Raw genomic sequence first — 21,016 nt, forward strand, 5'->3', positions numbered from 1 at the left:
CGCCGGGCTGAGCCTCCAGTTTAGTCAGTGGCCGGGCATAGTATTGCCGTTGTGAGGCACGATGTACCGGGACCCGGCCCTGGAGATAGCCGGAAGTCCCACCGCACCCCGGAAGAATTGCTGCAGCAGATGCGTCGGACAAGCATTCTGCACGTGGACATGGATGCCTTCTTCGTGTCCGTCGAATTGCGCAGCAGGCCTGACCTGCGGGGCAAACCCGTGATCGTCGGCTTCCCGGCTGAGCGATCGGTGGTGCTCTCAGCGTCCTACGAAGCTAGGGCGACCGGCGTCAAGTCCGCAATGCCCATGGCCATCGCCATGCGGATGTGTCCGGCCGCCATCATCATCGAACCGAGGCACAAGCTCTACTACCAGGTCTCCGGGCAGATCATGAATATCTTCTCGTCCATCACGGACCTCGTGGAGCCACTGAGCGTGGATGAGGCGTTCCTTGATGTCAAGGGAGCCATCCGACGCCTGGGATCCCCCTTGGACATCGGGCACATGATCCGGGCCCGGGTTCAGTCCGAGCTTGGCATCACGGCCTCAGTGGGCATCGCCGGCACCAAGTTAGTGGCCAAAATAGCTTCCACGCGGTGTAAGCCGGACGGCATCCTGCAGATCGATGCGGAAGATACCCTGTCCTACCTTCACAGCCTTCCGGTGAATGCCTTGTGGGGCGTGGGTGGCCGAACAGGCGAAGTCCTTGCCCGCCTCGGTATCAGGACCGTTGCCGACGCTGCAGCAACTCCCGTGGCGTCCTTGAAGAAGGTCCTCGGAGCCGCCGGCGAGCACGTGCACAGGCTCTCCCTGGGAATCGATCCCCGTCCCGTGACGCCCACCCGCTTGGAAAAGAGCATCGGAGCGGAGGAGACGTTCAGCACGGACACCACTGATCCCGCACTGCTCAACCGTGAGTTGCTGAGGCTTTCCCATCGCACCGCCACCCGGCTCCGCAGCTCGGACATGCTGGCCCGTACCATCGCCTTGAAGCTGCGGTATGCGGACTTCTCCACCGTTACCAGAAGCCGGACCCTGCACACGCCGGTTGACAGTGCCCAGTTGATCTATGAGGTGGCAGTTGGTTTGCTTGAGTCGCTGGGGCCGAGGGCCCAGAGCGTGCGCTTGGTGGGCGTCAGGGCAGAACAGTTGGAACCGGCCGCACGGACGTCCATGCAATTGAGCCTGGATGGCAGGGACGACAACTGGCGGGCTGCCGAGCAGGCCCTTGACCGGGTAGCTGAGCGTTTTGGTTCAAAGACACTCCTGCCGGCCGCTCTCCTGGAACGGGCGAGGCAGGCGGAAGACCAATGACTCCGACCCCCGGCATTGCCCGAAATGCCCCCGTCAGGTGTGCTCAGGCCGTCTTTCAGAACAGCGCTGGACAAACTATCCTAAGGAGTACAAATATCCAGATCGTCTGGACTGCTGATCGGAAAGTTCGGGTCCCGGGAAATCCGCCAGGGCGGCGGGGGTAACGGGGAACGAATTTTCAGGCTTGTTCGTTCTGAATCACAGACGCACAAGCCACGGTTTTTCCAGACGCCGGCTGACTTAAGGAGGTCGCGATGCCCCTGTCGGAGCACGAACAGAAGTTGCTCGAACAACTTGAGAAGCAGCTTCATGAGGACGATCCAAAGTTTGCCAACACCATGGGTTCGGATCCCATCCGCAGCTGGTCCACCAGGCACGTCATCATAGGTGTGCTGGGCGCCATTGCAGGCATCCTTTTGTTGCTCGTTGGAGTGTCACTCCAGCAAATCTTTGTGGGAGTTCTGGGTTTCATTGTCATGGGGGCCGGCGTGTACTTCGCCACACTCCGCGGTACGGCATTCGCCAAGGGGCGGAAGGGCAAGCCGGGCAAGGCCAAGTCGAAGAGTTCCTTCATGAGCAGCCTCGAAGAGCGCTGGGACGAACGCCGCGGGGACGACTCCTGACCGTTCGCCTTTTGCCGACGCGCTGATGGATGCTGCCTGACAGCCTCCTCCAAGCCGACTTGCTTCCGGGCGACTTGTTCAGTCTGCGTGGCCAGCCAGCATTTTCAATGAGCTTGTTCAGTCAGCCCCTATTCTTGAGTCAGCGACCTGCCGGTCCTTGATTCTTTTCTTTGAGTCCTCGATTGATGCGGGGCGCCCTGGAGTTGTGGAGCGCCCAACATCCTGGAATCACAGCTTTGTTGAATCCGAGCATTCCCGAAGCCGATCATTGCCGGGCCCGTTGCGGGTCCTTTTTCTGTTTAACGGACCGCTCTGTTTAGCGGACCGCCCCGTATAAACGCCCGCTCTGTTGAATGGCCCGCTCTGCGGTCCAGGCCCGCAGCCCGGTCCTGTGGCCCGCGGCGCCCTCCACTTCCATCCTCGGGGACGTTCTTACCCCACTTGTCCCCACTGCGGCCCCGGCCAGGGCGGCATGCGCTTGGTTCTGCGCTGCTCCCGCCCCGGACAACGCGCCCGGGGCGGGACTGAGCCTCCACCTCGCCCCATCGCCGGGAATTCCGCGTCACGGCGCCGCTCTGGAAACCCAAAGTGGTGGAGAAACGCGTCCATCTACGTTGACTGTGGTGCTTTGTGGAGTAAAGTGGAGCGCATAAGAGGGTAATGGCATAGCAGGGTATGAGCGGGCACCTTAGTTGAGGGGCGGTGGGCCGGTGTTTCTTGGCACCCATTCGCCGCGTCTCGATGAGAAGGGCCGGATCATACTTCCCGCCAAGTTCCGTGAGGAGCTTGCGGCGGGCCTGGTCCTCACACGGGGGCAGGAGCGATGCATTTACGTCTTCAGTCAGAAGGAATTCGAACGCATTCACGAATCGATGCGGGAGGCACCGCTGTCCTCCAAGCAGGCTCGTGATTACATTCGGGTCTTTCTGTCCGGGGCCTCTGACGAAGTACCTGACAAGCAGGGGCGCGTGACGATTCCGCCGGCGCTTCGGGCATACGCAGGGCTTGGCCGCGAGCTGGCTGTTATTGGAGCCGGTACCCGGGCCGAGATCTGGGACGCCGAGGCTTGGAATGAGTACCTCGCCGAGAAGGAAGCTGCCTTCTCAGAAACGGATGACGACCATCTTCCGGGCTTCTTCTAGCCGGTAGGGGGAGTCCTCCTGTTCTTGGATGGGATCTCCAGCCGCCCATCGTTCTGCTTTCCTGGCTCAACTTCCCCGGAGCCAGGCCGGCGGGACGGTAGGCGCGGATGGGGATCCGATCCAAGAAAGACGCAAGCAGGGCTAGTGAGGAAAGAGGAGGCAGCGTGGAGGAGCAGGACGCGGCGAAGCCGACATCGGAACGCCACGTGCCCGTCTTGAAGGACCGCTGCATCAATCTCTTGGCTCCCGGTTTTGAAGCCGCACGGAAACGCGGGGAAACGCCGGTAGTCATCGATGCCACGCTTGGCATGGGCGGCCATTCCGAAGCCATGCTGCAGCGCTTCGGGGATCTGCATCTGGTGGGAATCGATCGCGACCAAGAGGCCTTGGCGCTTGCCGGTGCGCGACTTGAACCCTTCAGCGCACGTACGGACCTGGTTCATGCCGTCTATGACGAGATAGCCGAGGTCCTGGAGGATCTCGGCATTCCCGAAGTCCACGGCGTCCTCATGGACCTGGGTGTTTCCTCCCTGCAGCTTGACGAGCGGGAGCGGGGCTTCGCCTACTCCTATGATGCTCCGCTGGACATGCGCATGGACACTAGCCGGGGCCAGACAGCGGCAGACGTAGTCAATACGTACAGCGAAGAAGACCTGGTGCGCATTATCCGTAAGTGGGGCGAGGAGAAGTTCGCCGGAAGGATCGCCAACAGGATCGTTCGAGCCCGCGAACAGAAGCCGTTTGCGACCACCGGTGAGCTGGTCGAAGAGATCCGGGCCGTAGTCCCAGCTGCCGCTGCAAAGAGCGGTGGCCACCCAGCCAAGCGAACCTTCCAGGCCTTGCGCATTGAAGTCAACGAGGAACTGGATGTCCTGGAGCGGGCCGTTCCGGCAGCAGTTGCGGCAACGGCGTTGGGGGGCCGGGTCGTGGTGATGTCCTACCACTCCCTCGAAGACAAGATCGTGAAGTCCGTCTTCCAAGCAGGTTCCAAGTCTTCGGCTCCCTTGGGTTTCCCCGTTGAATTGGAAGAGCACAAGCCGGAACTCAAAACCCTTACCAAAGGCACTGAGGTGCCTACCCCAGCGGAAATTGCCGAGAACCCACGCGCGGCGTCTGCCCGGTTGCGGGCCGTGGAGCGCATCAAACCGAGGAGAGTCGTATGAGCACCGCCGCAGCTAAGACAATGCCCTCGGTTGTGGGCAACACGGCGCGCGTCCTTCCCGCGGGCAAGCCGGACACCGCCCGGAAGCCGCGCACGCCACTTTCCGTGGTGCGCAGTGCACCCGGCAAACGCCGCACGCCCGTGGTTGTTTTGTGCGTCCTGGCGTTGGCTGCGGCCCTGCTGACGGTACTGGTCCTCAATATCTCCGTGTCCACCGCGCAGTACCGCTTGGTGCAGCTTAAGGCCGAGGCGGCGACCCTCACCAAAGAGAACCAGGACCTGACACAGAAGAAGCAGAACTTCGAAGCTCCCCAGAACCTGGCTGCCAAGGCGGCAGAATTGGGAATGGTCCAGTCCACTGTCAAAGGCCAGATTGATGTGAACACCATGACGGTTACAGGCAAAGCCACTCCTGCGGTCAAGGGAGACAATCCCTCGGCCCTGATCGCACCCCCGGCGATCGCCGGCCAGCTTGATGTGGTTCCCTCCGTGACTACCAAGGAGCCGCTGGAGAACCTGAAACCGTCCGCGCCTGCGGCAAGCGCACCGGCAGCTACTCCGCCGGCCGCCTCAACGGCTCCGGCCGCGCCGTCTGCTGAGCTTCACGGCGGATCCGTACCGGCTCCGCAGCAGAAGGCGCCCGGCCAGTAACCAACCGTCCACCGATTCAACGCCAGCAGCAAGGAACCAACGTGGCGCATAACTCCGGCAAAACCAAGAAGACGAAAGTGCCGGTGGCCAGGAAGCGCCTCCGGGTTGGTTTGGGGATCATGCTGACCTTGCTGCTGGTGGTTGGCGGCAAGCTGTTCATGGTCCAGGGACTGGACATGGGCGGAATGGCAGAAGCTGCCCTGGCCAGCAGGCTCACGCCCCAGGTGCTCCCGGCCGAGCGCGGCAAGATCGTCGACGCGAACGGAACAGTCCTGGCGAGCAGCGTGATCCGTTACAACATCGTGGTGGATCAGGTCCTCAATACCGCTACCTCCGACTTCAAGCGGTATAACCAGGACACTGAGACCGTTGAGACGATCACCAGGGACCAGGGCATCTCGGAACTGGCTACCCTCCTGGGTTCCGACGTCGCGAAGGTGCGGGACTCACTGACCGGCGACAAGAAGTACGCCGTAGTGGCCAAAGACATCAAGCCGGAGCTCGAAGACCGCATCACCAAGCTTCGGATCCCGGGGGTCTCGGCAGAGGGCGTGAGCAAGCGGGTCTATCCCAACGGCAGCGTGGCCGGGGGGGTTGTTGGCTTCCTGCAGGATGGAACTACGGGCCAAGCCGGAATCGAGCAAACCCAGGACGAGATCCTGCGTGGCACCGAAGGCAAGCGTGTCTTCGAGATCGGCGCCGACGGCCTGCGGATCCCGGTCGCCACCGACGAGCTGACTCCGGCAGTGGACGGCAGCGACGTTAAGCTGACCCTCAACACCGACATCCAGTACTTTGCCCAGCAGGCAATCCAAAGCCAGGTCAACAAGCTCAACGCCGAATGGGGCGTCATTGTGGTGATGGACGCCAAGACCGGCAACCTGATCGCTTTGGCCGATACGAATGCCCCGGACCCCAACGATCCCGGGAAGGTCGATGCCAAAGACCGCGGCGTGCGGGCAGTGACTGCCGCTTACGAGCCCGGTTCGGTGGAGAAGATGATCACGGCGGCAGCGGTCATCGAAGAAGGCAAGTCCAGCCCCCTGGACCATTTCACTATCCCGTCGTCCTACACGATCGATGGCCAGACCTTCACTGATGCTTTCGAGCACGGGACCGAGGAACGCACGCTGGCCGGCATCCTGGGCTGGTCGATGAACACAGGCACCGTTATGGCCGGCAGCAGGTTGAGCAAGGAACAGCGCTATGACTGGCTGAGGAAGTTCGGCATCGGCGAGAAGACCGAGGTGGGCCTCCCGGCTGAAGCCACGGGCATCCTCGCAAAACCGGAGCAGTGGGACGACCGCCAGCAGTACACGGTGCTGTTCGGGCAAGGCGTTTCGCAGTCGACGCTGCAGACGGTGCGCGCCTACCAAAGCATCGCCAATGACGGCGTCATGCTCCAGCCGAGGCTCATTGACAGTTACATCGATCCCGACGGCGTGGAACAGAAGGTGCCGGCCAAGGATCCCCGGCAGGTGGTCTCCAAGGAAACGGCGCAGCAAGTGCGGGATATCCTCGAAAGCGCCGTGACCGAAGGGCAGATCAAGGACGCCGCGATCGACGGCTACCGGGTGGGGGCGAAGACGGGAACGTCCCAGGCTCCCCGTGAAGACGGGCTCCCTGGTTTTGACGGCTACACGGCATCGATGGTCGGAATGGCACCCATGGACGATCCCAGGTTCATTGTGGAAGTCGTCCTGCAGCGCCCGAAGGGAAGCATCTACGGCATCACCAACGGTCCCGTGTTCCGGTCCGTGATGGCCCAAGTGCTGCGGACCTATAACGTCCCGCCGTCCACCGGTACACCCGCGCGCTTGCCGCAGTTCGTCAAGTAAGCTTCTTGGGCGCCTGTTTCGGCCCAGGATCAGATCCCGCACCACCGAACGGGCGCCGCTGGCCCCCAGCCGGTCGTTCCACTGAGCACCATTGGAGAACCACGTGTCAGAGCACCATCAGGCAGATTCCAGCGCCACGACGCCCGACGACGGGGAGCCCGGGTTCCGGCCCCGGTCGGTAGCGGCCGTGCCGTTGTCGGAGATCGCCGAAGTGCTCGGCGTCACCGTTCCGGAGCAGGATTCGGGCGGGGGAGTGACGGGTATTTCTCTTAATTCCCGGGCTGTTGAGCCAGGGGACCTCTACATGGCGTTGCCGGGAGCCTCGCGCCACGGGGCCGACTTCGTGCCCCAGGCAGTGGAGTCCGGTGCCGTTGCGGTGGTGACGGACGACGCCGGTGCCCGCCAGCTTGCGTTGGCAGGCGAGCAGCCCGTTCCTGTCCTGATTGTCCAGGAGCCGCGTACCGCCGTCGGGCGATTGTCCGCCCTTATCTACCGGAGCCAGCCCGCAGAAGGTGGCCACCCCACCCTTTTCGGTGTCACCGGAACCAACGGAAAGACAACCACGACCTACTTCATCAATGCCTTGCTGCGTGCGCTCGGCAAGACGCCCGGCCTCATCGGGACGATCGAGATCCTTGCCGGCGGCGATCCCATCCCAAGCCTGCTCACGACGCCCGAATCCACCGATGTCCACGGCCTCTTGGCGCTCATGCGCGAAAGGGGCCTGGAGGCGGCGTCGATGGAGGTGTCATCCCACGCCATTTCGTACCATCGCGTTGACGGAGTGATGTTCGACGTCGCGGGTTTCACCAACCTCACGCAGGATCACCTGGATCTCCACGGTGACATGGAAGAGTATTTCCGGACCAAGGCCGAGTTGTTCACGGCAGCCCGTGCCCGGCAGGCCGTGGTGACGGTCGATGACGGGTGGGGCCGCCAACTGGCACGCATGGCGGACATTCCGGTCACCACGCTGTCCACCACCCCTGATGACGTGGAGGCGGACTGGCACGTTGCCTCGGTTGCTTCCCGAGGACTGGGGACGGAATTCGAGCTCGTGCACAAGGACGGCGGGTCGCTGCGCGTGCACACGGGCCTGCCCGGTGATTTCAACGTGGCCAACGCAGCTTTGGCGACTGCCATGGTGGCGGCTTCCGGTGTTGACCTTGAAGTGCTCCAAGCGGCACTTGACCAGCACGATCCCTTCACGGTTTCCGTGCCGGGCCGCATGCAGCTGATCTCCACTGCGCCCGCGGCAGTGGTGGATTTTGCCCACAACCCCGATGCCCTTGCCCGCGCGTTGAAGGCTGTCCGCTCAGCCGAAGAGGGTTCACGGGTCATTGTGGTCTTCGGAGCCACCGGGCAGCGGGACCAAGGCAAGCGGCCCACCATGGGAGCGATCGCCGCGCGACTCGCGGACGTAGTCATCATCACTGACGATGACCCCCACGACGAAGACGCAGCCGCCATCCGTGCGGATGTCCTCGCCGGGGCACGTGCCGCCGTTGAGAAAGAAGGACTGGACAGCGAAATTGTCGAGTCCCACCCCCGTGACGAAGCCATCAGGCTTGCTGTGGAACTGGCCACTTCCAAGGACACCATCCTTGTGGCCGGCCGTGGTCACGAAGTGTGGCAGGAGGTCAAGGGCGTCAATCTGGCACTTGACGACAGGGTGGAACTGCGGGCCGCCTTGACATCCAAGGGATTCAGCGTTTCAACGGACCAGCGGATAGAGTCCTAAACCGAGATGATTGCATTTACTGCGGCTGAAATCGCCGACATTACCCATGGCCGCCTGACCGGCAGCGGGGAGCTCGTGCCCGCCTCCGTCGTCACCGATTCGCGGGAAGCGACCCCCGGCGCGCTGTACGTGGCCAAGCCCGGCGAACACGCCGACGGCCACGACTTTGTTGCCGCTGCATTCGAACGTGGTGCCGTCTTGGCGCTGATCGAACGCGAAGTCGCCGATGCCGGCGGTACGCCGTATCCCGCCGTCGTCGTTGATGACGCAGTCCTGGCCATGGGCGAACTGGCTGCCGAGGCCGTACGCCGGATCCGGGCCAAGCGTGCCGGGCGGGGTGAAGACTTCACGGTGATCGGGATTACCGGTTCCGCGGGAAAGACCACCACCAAGGACCTCCTGGCGGGCATCTTGTCCCAGGCCGGAACTACGGTAGCGCCGCAGGGCTCCTACAACGGAGAGGTTGGCGTCCCGCTGACGGTCTTTGCCGCAACGGAAGACACCCGCTACCTGGTCATCGAGATGGGCGCGACGGGGATCGGCCACATCAAGTACCTCGCGGACATGGTCAAGCCGGACATCGGCGTGGTCCTGGTGGTCGGGACGGCGCATTCCGGTGAATTCGGCGGCGTCGAGAACATTGCCAAGGCCAAAGGCGAAATGGTGGAGGCGCTCGGCGAAGAGGGTACCGCTGTCATCAACCTCGACGACGGCAGGGTGGCCGCGATGCGGACCAGGACCAGGGCCAAGGTCCTTGGGTTTACGGCCTCCCCGGCAACGAACGAAGAAGTGGAAGCCCGCAACGTGGTGGTGAACGCCCAGGGCCACCCGGACTTTGACCTGGTATTGCCCGACGGCGGGCCCTCCGTTGCGGTCCACAGCAAGCTCATCGGCGGTCACCACGTGACCAACCTGCTGGCAGCAGCCTCAGCGGCTTTCGCGGCAGGCATCCCCGCACCGGACATCGCGGCCTCGCTGAGCTCCCAATCGGCAGCCAGCCGCTGGCGGATGGAACGGACCGAACGGCCGGACGGCGTCACCATCATCAACGACGCCTACAACGCCAACCCCGAGTCGATGCGGGCCGCTTTGCGGACCCTTGCCGACCTCGGACAGGGTCGCCGCACGTGGGCCGTGCTCGGTGCCATGCTGGAACTCGGCGACGATTCAATCCGCGAGCACACGGCAGTGGGCACGCAGGTGGTCCGGCTCAACATCTCACGCCTGCTGGTGGTGGGCCGTGAAGCCCGTGCCATGTACGTATCCGCCATCCAAGAGGGCTCCTGGGGCGACGAGTGCCTATTCGCCGAGACGGTGGAAGAGGCCTATGAAATCCTGCAGAGCGAACTCCGGCCCGGCGACCTCGTCCTCTTCAAGTCCTCCAACGGTGTTGGGCTGCGGCATTTGGGCGATCGGATAGCATTACCCCCACGGGCCGAGCCCACCGGGGAAAGCGCGGCCAACGGCGCCGCAAGCGAAGGGAACGAGCTGCAGTGATTGCACTTTTGATCGGCGCAGGCGTCGCCCTCCTGGTGGCACTCATCGGGACCCCGTTGTTCATCCGGTTCCTGGTGGCCAAGAGCTACGGGCAATTCATCCGCGATGACGGACCGACATCGCACCACACCAAACGCGGCACGCCGACCATGGGCGGAACCGTGGTGGTGGCGGCCGTGCTGCTCAGCTACTTCGTGACCCACCTCATCATGTGGCTGATGAATCCGCGGTCGCCCGGGCCATCGGCGTCCGGCCTCCTTTTGTTGTTCCTCATGGTGGGTATGGGCTTTGTAGGCTTCCTCGACGACTACATCAAGATTTCGAACAAACGGAGCCTGGGCCTCAACGCCAAGGCCAAACTGATACTCCAAGCCGCCGTGGGCATCATCTTCGCTGTCCTGGTCCTTCAGTTCCCCAACGAAGACGGACTGCGCCCTGCCTCCACGCAGATATCGCTGGTCCGCGACATCCCTTGGCTGGACCTCGCCTTCGGCGGGACCGTTTTGGGGGCAATCCTCTTTGTGCTGTGGTCCAACCTGATCATCACGGCAGCCACCAACGGCGTGAACCTCACGGACGGGCTGGACGGGCTCGCGGCCGGGGCATCCATCATGGTGTTCGGGGCCTATACGATCATGGGCATCTGGCAGAGCAACCAAGCCTGCGGGTCCCCCAGGGAGGCGGGCAGCGGCTGCTACCAAGTGCGCGACCCCATGGACCTCGCGCTTCTCGCCGCAATACTGAGTGCGGCCTTGGTGGGCTTCCTGTGGTGGAACACATCTCCCGCCAAGATCTTCATGGGCGACACCGGTTCCCTGGCCATTGGCGGCGCCGTGGCAGCATTCGCGATCCTCTCCAGGACCGAACTGCTCCTGGCCTTCATCGGCGGCCTGTTCGTCCTCATCACCCTGTCCGTCATCATCCAGGTCGGCTTCTTCAAGCTGAGCGGCGGCAAGCGCGTCTTCAAGATGGCGCCGCTGCAGCACCACTTCGAACTCAAGGGCTGGGCCGAAGTGACTGTCGTTGTGCGGTTCTGGATCCTCGCCGGCCTGTTTGTCGCTGCCGGCCTTGGAATTTTCTACGCTGAATGGGTGGTGCTGCTGTGAACGCAAGCCCGGAAACAGTCTCCGACCGTCTTGAGGGGCTCACCAGTTGGGACTCCGACTGGAGCGGGCTCCGCGTCGTGGTCACCGGGATCGGCGTCTCCGGCTTTGCCGCCGCGGACACACTCATCGAACTTGGGGCGAAGGTGGTGGTTGTGGACGCATCCACCACGGCCAAGGCACAAGCGCAGGCCGACACCCTCAAGATCGTGGGTGCAGTTGATGTCCTCCTTGGGCAGGATGCCGTGAACAGCTTGCCGCTCATCGAAGGCGAAAAGCCCGAACTCGTTGTCACCTCGCCGGGGTGGCGTCCGGACCAGGCCCTGCTCGCGGCCGCCAAACGGAAGCACATTCCCGTGTGGGGCGACGTTGAACTGGCATGGCGTCTAAGAGTGCGCGAAGGCCGTAAGACGGCCGACTGGTTGGCCATCACCGGAACCAACGGCAAGACCACCACTGTGGGCATGACGGAATCCATGCTGCAAGCGGCCGGACTGAAAGCCATCGCCGTGGGCAACGTGGGCACACCCATCCTGGACGCCCTGCGTGACCCGGTGGATTACGACGCCTTCGCGGTGGAACTCTCCAGCTTCCAGCTTCACTGGAGCCATTCATTGTCTCCAGTGGCCAGCGTGTGCCTCAACGTTGCAGAGGACCACGTGGACTGGCATGGCTCCTATGAGTCGTACTTGGCGGACAAGGCCAAGGTGTACGAGAACACGCAGAAGGCGGCAATCTACAACGCCGAGCAGATCGAGACCGAACGCATGGTGGAAAACGCGGACGTCATCGAAGGCTGCCGCGCGGTCGCCTTCACCACCAACACCCCGGCCATCAGCATGGTGGGGATCGTGGACGGTTTGCTCGTGGACCGCGCCTTCATCGCCGAACGCAAGGATTCTGCGGCCGAGCTCGCCGCCCTGGCCGACCTCGGCGCGGTAGCGCCCCGGCACATGGTGGCCAATGCCTTGGCGGCCGCTGCCTTGGTCCGCGCCTACGGAGTGGAACCGGCAGCGGTGAAACAGGGCCTGGTCAACTTCCTTCCCGGTGAACACCGGATCCAGTTGGTTGCCAAGCAGAACGACGTGCTCTGGGTCGACGACTCCAAAGCCACCAATCCGCATGCGGCGTCCGCAGCCCTCTCCGCCTTCTCCAACGTCGTGTGGATCGCCGGCGGCCTCTCCAAAGGCGTCAACTATGACGACCTCGTCAAGGAGCATGCCCACCGGCTCAAGGCGGTTGTCCTGATCGGTGCGGACACCGGTGCCCTGGAAGGTTCGCTGCGGCGACACGCGCCCGATGTCCCCGTGATCCTCCAGCCCAAGGGTGAAACTGAGGAAGTGGAGACCGCAGTTGCCTCACCAATTTTCGGTGAGACCATCATGGCCCAGGCCGTAGCTTCGGCCGCCGATGTGGCAGCCCCGGGCGACACCGTCCTCATGGCACCGGCCGCGGCCTCCATGGATCAGTTCTCTTCCTACGCTCACCGTGGCGACGCTTTCATCCAGGCAGTCCGCGAGCTCGTGGAAGGGCAGGCACAGACCACCGAGGAGTAGCAATGGTCAGCACGCCCACGCGTAGCCGCGGCAAAGAGCCCGACGCCGGTGACTCCGGTTCCCAGCGGACCAGCGTCCAGCGGACCAAGGCCAAGCAGCCGGTCCGGCTTCGCGGACACGTGAGGAAGTTTTGGGAAGCGCTGGAAGGCCGCAGCAAGGCGCCCAACAGTTCCACCTACTACCTCATCCTCGGGTGTGCCATGGCGCTGACAGCCATCGGCGTCATGATGGTGCTGTCGGCCTCGAGCGTCGAAGCGATCTCCGAGGGCAAGTCACCGTATGCGGACGCCCTCAAGCAGGCAGCTTTCGGCGTCATGGGCCTCATCGCCATGTACGTCATCTCGCGGACAAACGTGAACTGGATGAAACGGCTGTCCTGGTGGGGCTTTGGCATCGTCGTTGTCCTGCTGGTCCTGGTGCAGGTCATCGGCAACAGCGTCAACGGCAACCGGAACTGGGTGGACATAGGCGGCATCACCATCCAGCCCTCCGAAATCGCGAAGCTGGCCTTGTGCGTGTGGATCGCTGCCGTGCTCGCGCGGAAGGAAAAGTACCTCACCAGCTGGTGGCATGTGATTATCCCCGTCATCCCGGGAGCGGGCCTTGTCATTGTTTTGGTAATGCTCGGCAACGACCTCGGAACGGTCATTGTGATTGCGGCGATCATGGTGGCTGCATTGTATTTTGCCGGTGTTCCGGCCCGCATGCTGGCCATCGTCGGCCTCATCGGCGCCGCCGGGGCTACAGCGGGTACCCTCAGCAGTGCCAACCGGATTTGTCGGATCACGTCGTGGCTCGGTAATCCTTCGGCCACCTGCACCGAACAGTTCGACTTCGACTTCCAATCAACCAACGGCATGTACGGCCTGGCGCAGGGGAGTTGGACGGGTTTGGGGCTCGGGCAAAGCCGGCAGAAATACAACTGGCTGCCGGAAGCACACAATGACTTCATCTTCGCCATCATCGGGGAGGAGCTGGGCTTGGTTGGCACCCTTGTGGTGTTGGTCCTGTTCGCAATCCTCGGTATTGCCATTTTCCGGGTTGTGGTCCGCCAAACGGATCCGTTCCAGCGCACGCTGGCCGGCGGCATCATGGTGTGGTTGCTCGGCCAGGCCAGCATGAATATGGGTGTTGTCACCCAGCTTCTGCCCGTGATCGGCGTCCCGTTGCCCTTCATCTCCTATGGCGGTTCAGCCCTGGTGATGTCACTGTGCGGCGTCGGCGTAGTGTTGTCTCTGGCCCGGGGACAACTGCCCCCGCAGCAACGCCCCGGATTCATTCCCGGTCGATCTCCCAAAGCCGCACGAAAGCGTACCCGCACTTCATGACTGCAGATTCACACCAAGCCATCACGCCGTTGTCAGTTGTCCTGGCAGGCGGCGGTACGGCAGGCCATATCAGCCCGCTGCTCGCGATCGCCGACGCGATCCGCTCACAGCGTCCCGACGCCGCCATCCTGGCCGTCGGCACGCCGTGGGGCATGGAAACCAGGCTGATACCGGCGGCCGGCTATGAACTGGCCACCATCGACCGGGTGCCTTTCCCTCGACGTCCCTCCATGGACCTGGTGCGGTTGCCCGGACGGCTCTCGGCAGCCGTCAAACAGGCCGGGCGTATCCTCGATGATGCCGCAGCAGATGTGCTGGTAGGCGTGGGCGGGTACGTCTGCACGCCCATGTACCTCGCCGCCCGCAAGCGCCGGATCCCCATCGTGATCCATGAGGCGAACCTGAAAGCCGGGCTGGCCAACCGTGTGGGCGCCCGGTTCAGCAGGCACGTCGCCGTCGCCTTCGAGGGAGCCAAGTTACCCGGTGCCCGCCACGTTGGCATGCCCATGCGCAAAGCCATTTCCAGTCTGGACCGGACGTCCGCGGCGCACGCCGCCAAGACTGCCCTTGGCCTGGACCCGGACCGCCCTGCGTTGATTGTGACCGGGGGGTCCTCCGGCGCTGCCAGCATCAACCGCTCCGTTGCCGCGGCGCTGCCCGCCCTCGCCGCTGCGGGGATCCAGACGCTGCATATCACAGGCGTGGGCAAGGCTGTCATGGATGACGACGGCGGGCTCCTCGCCGGAGACGGCTACCGCCAGGTGGAGTACGTCGACGGCATGGAGACTGTCTATGCCGCCGCCGACGTGCTTCTCGCCCGGGCCGGAGCTGCCACGGTCAGCGAGATAGCAGCAGTAGGCGTGCCCGCGGTGTTCGTTCCCTTGCCGATCGGCAACGGGGAGCAGGCCTTGAACGCCGCAGCCTTGGTCAAGGCAGGAGGTGCGTTGCTCGTTGCGGACAAGGACCTGACTCCGCAGTGGCTGGAGAGCGAGCTCATTCCGCTCCTGTCCGACCAGCAGCGCCTCAACGCCATGGCACGGGCAGCTGAAAGCCTTGGTATCCGAAACGCCGATCAGCGGATGGCTGATCTTGTCCTGGAAGCGGTATCCGCATGACCCACACTCCTGTGTCCCTCGAATCGCCCGGGTCCCTTCAGTCCTTGGGCCGCGTGCATTTCATCGGCATTGGCGGCGTCGGCATGTCAGCCGTCGCCCGCATCATGGTCTCGCGGGGTGTCCCTGTCAGCGGAAGCGATGCCAAGGACCTGCCGGTGATGCATGACCTTGCCAAGGCAGGGGCTGGAATCAGTGTCGGATATGACGCCTCGAACCTGGGGGACGCCCAGACCATCGTCGCGGGATCGGCCATCAGGGAAGACAATCCAGAGCTCGCCGCCGCGCGTGCACAAGGCCTCCCCGTACTGCACCGTTCCCAGGCTTTGGCTGCGACCATGGCCGGTCACCGGGTGGTCACCGTGGCAGGCACCCACGGCAAATCGACCACCACCTCCATGGTTGCCGTGCTGCTCAAGGAAGCGGGCCTCGATCCCACGTTCGCCATTGGGGCGAACGTCCCTGCGCTCGGTGTGAATGCAGCGCACGGGTCCTCGGACATCTTCGTGGCGGAAGCTGATGAGTCCGATGGCTCGTTCCTGAACTACCGTCCGTTGATCGCGGTGGTGACCAACGTCGAGGCCGACCACCTGGACCATTACGGGACGGCCGAAGCCGTTTTTGCCTCCTTCGACAGTTTTGCCGCGCTCCTCCCCGCGGACGGCGTCCTTTTGGCGTGTGCCGACGACGCCGGTGCGCGCGCGCTTGCCGGGCGCACCGCCGCGAAGGGAACCACGAGGGTGCTGACGTATGGAACAGCCGATGACGCCGACATCCGGCTCTCCGACGACGGTCCCGGGCGCGTTTCGGTCACCGTGGACGGGGCCAATCATGGCCTGGACCTGCAGGTGCCGGGCCGGCACAACGCGCTGAACGCGGCTGCTGCCTTTGGCGTGGCTCTTGAACTGGGCGTTGATCCGGAGGTGGCCGCTGCAGCCCTGGGCCATTTCACCGGCGCCTCCCGGCGTTTCGAACTCAAGGGCCAGGCCAAGGGAGTGCGGGTCTATGACGATTACGCCCACCATCCCACGGAGGTCAGGGCTGCGCTCTCAGCGGCCAGGTCCGTGGCAAGGCAGAACAAAGTCCATGTCCTGTTCCAGCCGCACCTTTTCTCCAGGACGCGCGAATTCGCAGCTGAGTTTGCCGAGGCACTCGATCTTGCGGACACCGCACTGGTCCTGGATATCTACCCGGCGCGGGAGGATCCCATCCCCGGGGTTACCAGCGCCCTGATCGCTGACAAGCTCTCCAAGGGGCGCTTGGTGAGCCAGGCGGAAGCAGTGGCCGCAGTTGCCGGTGTTGCCGGGGAGGGCGACGTTGTCCTGACCGTAGGGGCCGGAGATGTCACCGCTTACGGGCCGTTGATCGTGGAGCAGCTGGATGGCTAGCACCCGGAAGCCGACATTCAAGCCTGCGAAAGACACTGCGAAGGGCGCCGCGCGGCCTTCAACCGCCCCGGACCCGCGGAGCAATGCGGCGCCGGGCGATGTCATCAGCGCAGAGCGGATTGTGGAACCCGGGGAAGTTCCTGCCAGAAAAGGGGCCGGTTCCAAGCTTGCTGCTGCAAAGGCAACAGCAGCCAGGAAGCCCAAAACGGGGCGACCCCCGGCCGGGCAGTCCGCTCCCGACGACAACGTCATTGCTTTTCCGGAGCCGAAGCGTCACAGGACCCGCCGCTACATCCTTTGGACGGCGGCGGTGACCGCTGCCGTGGTGGCGGCCATTATTGCGGGCGCCGTTTTTTCGCCCGCCCTTGCGGTACGGGCCATCACCGTTGACGGGACCAAGCTGCTCACCGTGGATGCGGTGCAGGAGGCCTTGGCGCCTATGGAGGGCAAGCCGCTTCCCCAAGTGACGGAGCAGGACGTCAATGACCTGCTCAAGCCCCTCGTGCAGGTGCGGTCGGCCACCATCGAGGCCCGTCCGCCGTCGGAACTCCTGGTCCACGTGGAGGAGCGCGTGCCGGTAGCCCTGCTTAAGCAGGGCGATTCTTTTGTCATGGTGGACGTCGATGGTGTGCAGCTCGGAGCCACCGCGGATCAGTCGGCGGTAGCTCTGCCGCTCATCGATGCGGGAGCCGGCGCGGGCAACACGCAGCTCTTCAAGGCCATCGCTGCCGTGCTGGACACGTTGCCGGCTGATGTCCTGGCAAGAATGTCCGCTGCCTCGGCTGCTTCGCCGGACGCGGTGGAGCTAAAATTGGTGGACGGAAAGACGGTAGTGTGGGGCAATGCCGAGGACCGGGAACTGAAGGCGAAAGCACTTGAGGCGTTGCTGAAAATGCCCGCTGATCCGAAGGTTCCCGTGAACGTCTACGACGTGAGCGTTCCACGGCATCCATTCACCAAATAGCTGTTTCATAAGTAACCTGCCGCTGACGGGGCCGCGGTTGAAACTCATTCAGGCGACACGCGCAAGCGGTCATTGCATGAGGGAACCAGAGGAAATACCGTCGCAGTAGAGTTACTTGACATAACTATAACCTTCAACTAGAGGGTTAAGGTCCAAGGATTCAAGTTGGACTCGATCGGTTTCGCAATAGGACACAAGCAAGGGGCACGAAACGTGGCAGCACCGCAGAATTACTTGGCCGTCATCAAGGTCGTCGGCATCGGCGGCGGTGGCGTGAACGCAGTCAACCGGATGATTGAAGTCGGCCTCCGCGGAGTCGAGTTCATTGCCATCAACACTGACGCGCAGGCGCTGCTCATGAGCGATGCCGACGTCAAGCTCGACGTCGGACGTGAGCTCACCAGGGGACTCGGCGCCGGCGCCAACCCCGAGGTAGGCAAGCAGGCCGCCGAAGACCATGCCGATGAGATCGAGGAAGTGCTCCGCGGCGCCGACATGGTGTTCGTCACCGCCGGTGAAGGTGGTGGTACCGGTACAGGCGGTGCGCCCGTCGTTGCACGCATCGCCCGCTCGCTTGGCGCCCTGACCATCGGTGTCGTCACCCGCCCCTTCACGTTCGAAGGCCGTCGCCGTGCAGGTTCGGCTGAAGCCGGAATCGACGCCCTGCGCGACGAAGTCGACACACTGATCGTCATTCCCAACGACCGTCTGCTGTCCATCAGCGATCGCAACGTCTCTGTCCTTGACGCCTTCCGTTCCGCTGACCAGGTGCTTCTCTCCGGTGTCCAGGGAATCACCGACCTGATTACCACCCCCGGCTTGATCAACCTCGACTTCGCCGACGTCAAGTCGGTCATGCAGGGTGCGGGCTCGGCACTGATGGGCATCGGCTCCGCCCGTGGCGAGGACCGCGCCGTCAAAGCCGCAGAGCTCGCCATTGCGTCGCCGCTGCTGGAGGCATCCATCGACGGTGCACACGGCGTCCTCCTGTCCATTCAGGGCGGTTCGGACCTCGGCCTGTTCGAGATCAACGAGGCCGCCCGCCTGGTCCAGGAAGTCGCGCACCCCGAAGCCAACATCATCTTCGGTGCCGTGATCGATGACGCCCTGGGCGACGAAGCCCGCGTCACCGTGATCGCTGCCGGCTTCGACGACGTCAAGGCCACCTCGCCGTCCATGGACCAGTCACGTCCGGCCCAGAACCCGGTCCCGGCCGAGCGTCCCGCGGCACCCGCATCCGCCCCCGCCAGCGCACCTGCACCGCAGCACGCCACGGCAGGAATCGGTGCAGCCGGGCTGAGCAACTGGGGCCAGCAGCGTCCCGCTGCCCTGCCGGCCGATTCGGGTTTCGACGTTGACCTGCCGGCCGTCGTGGAACCGGACCTTTCGGGTAACCGTTCGGACGACCTCGACGTTCCTGATTTCCTGAAGTAAGCCGAGGCGGAGGACCCAGTAGCCGGTGTTTTCATGGCGCAGTGAAGTGCGGCCAGGCATCTCCGTAGCGTTCACTGACATGCGCGCAGGTAATCTGGCGCTGCACGTCGGGGACGACCCCCGGCAGGTGGATGAACGGCGCCGAGACGTCGAATCCACCGTTGGTTTGTGGGATGCCCGGTTCCAGTACATGAACCAGGTGCATGGCAACGACGTTGCCGTCATCTCCCGTTACGGGCCCGGGCCGACGGCGGATGCCATGGTCTCGACCTCGACCTCGACCTCGACCTCGGGCGCGGGATCGGCGCAGCCCCTCGCTGTCATGGTGGCCGACTGCGTTCCCATTGTCCTGGTTGGCGAGACCGCGGCAGGGCAGCCCCTTCTTGCGGTGGCGCATGCCGGACGTCCCGGTGTGGCATCGGGAGTCGTTCCCGCTACGGTGGCTGGGATGCGCAGGCTCGGGGCGCTCACCATCAGCGCGTGGCTTGGCCCGTCGATCTGCGGGCGCTGCTATGAGGTGCCCGCCGAGATGCGGGCGGGCGTTGCCGCCGTCGTGCCGGCCACGGCATCGGAGACCTCGTGGGGGAGCCCGGCGCTGGATCTTCCAGCCGGCGTCCGCTCGCAACTCGCGGATGGCGGTGTGCAGGTGGAGTATTCGGGCGGATGCACGCTGGAGGACGAGGGACTGTTTTCCTACCGGCGCGATCCGGGGACCGGTCGATTCGCAGGATTGGTGTGGACCCATGACTAACCAGGAGCACGGCGTTCCGGCGGACCCTGCGGACCCCCGTTCCGCCCAGCTCGCGGCCCGCTTGGCGGAAGTGGACCGGCGCATAGCCGACGCAACCACGGCTGCGGGTCGTTCAAGCAAGCCGAACTTGATCGTTGTCACCAAGTTCCACCCTGCGGCAGATGTCGTCAGGCTGGCTGCCCTCGGTGTGCGGGACGTCGGCGAGAACCGCGACCAAGAGGCTGCCGCGAAGGCGGCCGAGGTTGGCGATCCGCGGGTCCGCTGGCACTTCATCGGGCAGCTCCAGAGCAATAAGGCAAAGTCCGTGGTCAAGTACGCATCGTCGGTGCAGTCGGTTGACCGGATCCAGTTGGTGGATGCCCTTGGCAAAGCCGTGGCCCGCCACATGGATACCTCCGGGCGTGCGGGGCTAGACTGCTTCATTCAGGTGAGCCTGGAAGACGACGCCGGTGACCACCGTGGCGGAGCCCGCCCGGCTGATGTGATGAGCCTTGCGGACCGGATCGAGGGGCAGGCCGGCTTGCGGCTGGCCGGCCTCATGGCGGTTGCTCCACTGGGCGGCGATCCCGGGTCGGCCTTCGAAAAACTGGCAGGGATCTCGGAGGCACTCAGGTTGGTGCACCCCGGAGCAACCGCGATTTCCGCAGGAATGAGCCAGGACCTTGAAGCAGCGATTAAGTTCGGGGCGACACACCTGAGAATCGGCTCCGATATTCTCGGTTCACGTCCGGCCGTGGGGTAGCGTCAAAGTATTGGAATGACGGGCCGGGGTTCCAACACGTCAAGTCATGGCGGCCCGCCTACTGCAGAAACGATAGGAGTGCACCATGGCTGGCGCTCTGCGCAAGACAATGATCTATCTTGGGCTCGCCGACGGCGATGAACACTACGAATCTGAGCAGGCTGTCGCGCCCCACGAAGAAGAACGCCCCCAGTCGCAGGAACGGGAAGAGCGGCGCGCTCCTGCACCCGTCCGGGAAGTTGTCCGTGAAATGCCCACTGTTGACGCCGAAGAGGAATACCGCGCACCCGTGACCCCCATCAAGCGTGCGGCCTCGAGCCGCGAAGACGCCTCTGGCCTGAGGCAAATTACTACCGTCCACCCACGGTCCTACAATGACGCCAAGCTCATCGGCGAAAGTTTCCGGGACGGTATTCCGGTCATCATGAACGTCACGGATATGGGCGAAGCTGATGCCAAACGCCTGGTGGACTTTTCTGCCGGGCTGGTCTTCGGCCTCCACGGCAGCATTGAGCGCGTGACCAACAAGGTCTTCCTGCTGTCGCCGTCGTACGTAGAGGTCATCGGGGACGACAAAAAAGCCAGCGAATCGCAGGCCAGCTTCTTCAACCAGAGCTGAGCACTTCCCTTTTTGCGGATGCCAGGCGGGCCGACCCGCCTGGCATCTGTG

General features: G+C 63.8%; 18 protein-coding genes. All 18 read left to right on the plus strand.

Translation table 11 applies throughout. The features are described 5' to 3' along the window. Positions 1–129: 129 nt before the first annotated feature. Positions 130–1,314 carry a DNA polymerase IV gene (gene dinB, locus AUR_RS18010; RefSeq protein ID WP_062099115.1) on the plus strand — a complete coding sequence of 395 codons (1,185 nt, stop codon included), beginning with the start codon at positions 130–132 and terminating at the stop codon, positions 1,312–1,314. 254 nt (positions 1,315–1,568) lie between these two features. Then, positions 1,569–1,937: a DUF3040 domain-containing protein gene (locus AUR_RS18015; protein WP_062096106.1), complete on the plus strand. Its 369-nt coding sequence runs from the start codon at positions 1,569–1,571 to the stop codon at positions 1,935–1,937. A 710-nt stretch (positions 1,938–2,647) separates the two neighbouring features. After that, a complete protein-coding gene (gene mraZ / locus AUR_RS18020) occupies positions 2,648–3,079 on the plus strand; it encodes a division/cell wall cluster transcriptional repressor MraZ (protein ID WP_021473374.1) in 432 nt (143 codons plus the stop codon). A 164-nt stretch (positions 3,080–3,243) separates the two neighbouring features. Next, a complete protein-coding gene (gene rsmH / locus AUR_RS18025; RefSeq protein WP_062096108.1) occupies positions 3,244–4,242 on the plus strand; it encodes a 16S rRNA (cytosine(1402)-N(4))-methyltransferase RsmH in 999 nt (332 codons plus the stop codon). Next, positions 4,239–4,892 carry a cell division protein FtsL gene (gene ftsL, locus AUR_RS18030; protein ID WP_062096110.1) on the plus strand — a complete coding sequence of 218 codons (654 nt, stop codon included), beginning with the start codon at positions 4,239–4,241 and terminating at the stop codon, positions 4,890–4,892. Before rsmH ends, ftsL begins: the two co-directional genes overlap by 4 nt. A 41-nt stretch (positions 4,893–4,933) precedes the next feature. After that, a complete protein-coding gene (locus tag AUR_RS18035; RefSeq protein ID WP_128397226.1) occupies positions 4,934–6,730 on the plus strand; it encodes a peptidoglycan D,D-transpeptidase FtsI family protein in 1,797 nt (598 codons plus the stop codon). A gap of 103 nt (positions 6,731–6,833) precedes the next feature. After that, the gene (locus AUR_RS18040) at positions 6,834–8,471 is read left to right on the plus strand and encodes a UDP-N-acetylmuramoyl-L-alanyl-D-glutamate--2,6-diaminopimelate ligase (RefSeq protein ID WP_062099117.1); all 1,638 of its coding nucleotides are present in this window, start codon (positions 6,834–6,836) and stop codon (positions 8,469–8,471) included. A gap of 6 nt (positions 8,472–8,477) precedes the next feature. Continuing rightward, positions 8,478–9,968, plus strand: coding sequence for a UDP-N-acetylmuramoyl-tripeptide--D-alanyl-D-alanine ligase (locus AUR_RS18045; protein WP_062096115.1), 1,491 nt, complete (start codon positions 8,478–8,480; stop codon positions 9,966–9,968). After that, on the plus strand, positions 9,965–11,074 hold the full coding sequence (gene mraY / locus AUR_RS18050; protein WP_062096122.1) for a phospho-N-acetylmuramoyl-pentapeptide-transferase: 1,110 nt from the start codon (positions 9,965–9,967) through the stop codon (positions 11,072–11,074). Before AUR_RS18045 ends, mraY begins: the two co-directional genes overlap by 4 nt. Continuing rightward, entirely contained in the window at positions 11,056–12,627 is a 1,572-nt protein-coding gene (gene murD / locus AUR_RS18055; RefSeq protein ID WP_062096124.1) for a UDP-N-acetylmuramoyl-L-alanine--D-glutamate ligase, read from the plus strand. Before mraY ends, murD begins: the two co-directional genes overlap by 19 nt. 2 nt (positions 12,628–12,629) lie before the next feature. Further along, positions 12,630–13,955: a putative lipid II flippase FtsW gene (ftsW, locus tag AUR_RS18060; RefSeq protein WP_021473366.1), complete on the plus strand. Its 1,326-nt coding sequence runs from the start codon at positions 12,630–12,632 to the stop codon at positions 13,953–13,955. Next, positions 13,952–15,070 carry an undecaprenyldiphospho-muramoylpentapeptide beta-N-acetylglucosaminyltransferase gene (murG, locus tag AUR_RS18065; RefSeq protein ID WP_062096128.1) on the plus strand — a complete coding sequence of 373 codons (1,119 nt, stop codon included), beginning with the start codon at positions 13,952–13,954 and terminating at the stop codon, positions 15,068–15,070. The genes ftsW and murG overlap by 4 nt, the downstream gene beginning before the upstream one ends. Then, positions 15,067–16,455, plus strand: a complete 1,389-nt coding sequence (gene murC / locus AUR_RS18070) for a UDP-N-acetylmuramate--L-alanine ligase (protein WP_062096130.1) — start codon at positions 15,067–15,069, stop codon at positions 16,453–16,455. The genes murG and murC overlap by 4 nt, the downstream gene beginning before the upstream one ends. After that, positions 16,448–17,419: a cell division protein FtsQ/DivIB gene (locus tag AUR_RS18075; protein WP_062096132.1), complete on the plus strand. Its 972-nt coding sequence runs from the start codon at positions 16,448–16,450 to the stop codon at positions 17,417–17,419. The genes murC and AUR_RS18075 overlap by 8 nt, the downstream gene beginning before the upstream one ends. Positions 17,420–17,632: 213 nt before the next feature. Beyond that, positions 17,633–18,853: a cell division protein FtsZ gene (ftsZ, locus tag AUR_RS18080; protein ID WP_031216808.1), complete on the plus strand. Its 1,221-nt coding sequence runs from the start codon at positions 17,633–17,635 to the stop codon at positions 18,851–18,853. A 25-nt stretch (positions 18,854–18,878) separates the two neighbouring features. Then, the gene (locus AUR_RS18085; protein WP_062096134.1) at positions 18,879–19,604 is read left to right on the plus strand and encodes a purine nucleoside phosphorylase YfiH/LACC1 family protein; all 726 of its coding nucleotides are present in this window, start codon (positions 18,879–18,881) and stop codon (positions 19,602–19,604) included. Beyond that, positions 19,597–20,346, plus strand: coding sequence for a YggS family pyridoxal phosphate-dependent enzyme (locus AUR_RS18090; RefSeq protein WP_021473360.1), 750 nt, complete (start codon positions 19,597–19,599; stop codon positions 20,344–20,346). Before AUR_RS18085 ends, AUR_RS18090 begins: the two co-directional genes overlap by 8 nt. A gap of 85 nt (positions 20,347–20,431) precedes the next feature. Beyond that, positions 20,432–20,965 carry a cell division protein SepF gene (locus AUR_RS18095; RefSeq protein WP_021473359.1) on the plus strand — a complete coding sequence of 178 codons (534 nt, stop codon included), beginning with the start codon at positions 20,432–20,434 and terminating at the stop codon, positions 20,963–20,965. Positions 20,966–21,016: the final 51 nt, after the last annotated feature.

The sequence above is a fragment of the Paenarthrobacter ureafaciens genome (assembly GCF_004028095.1).
Lineage (GTDB): Bacteria > Actinomycetota > Actinomycetes > Actinomycetales > Micrococcaceae > Arthrobacter > Arthrobacter ureafaciens.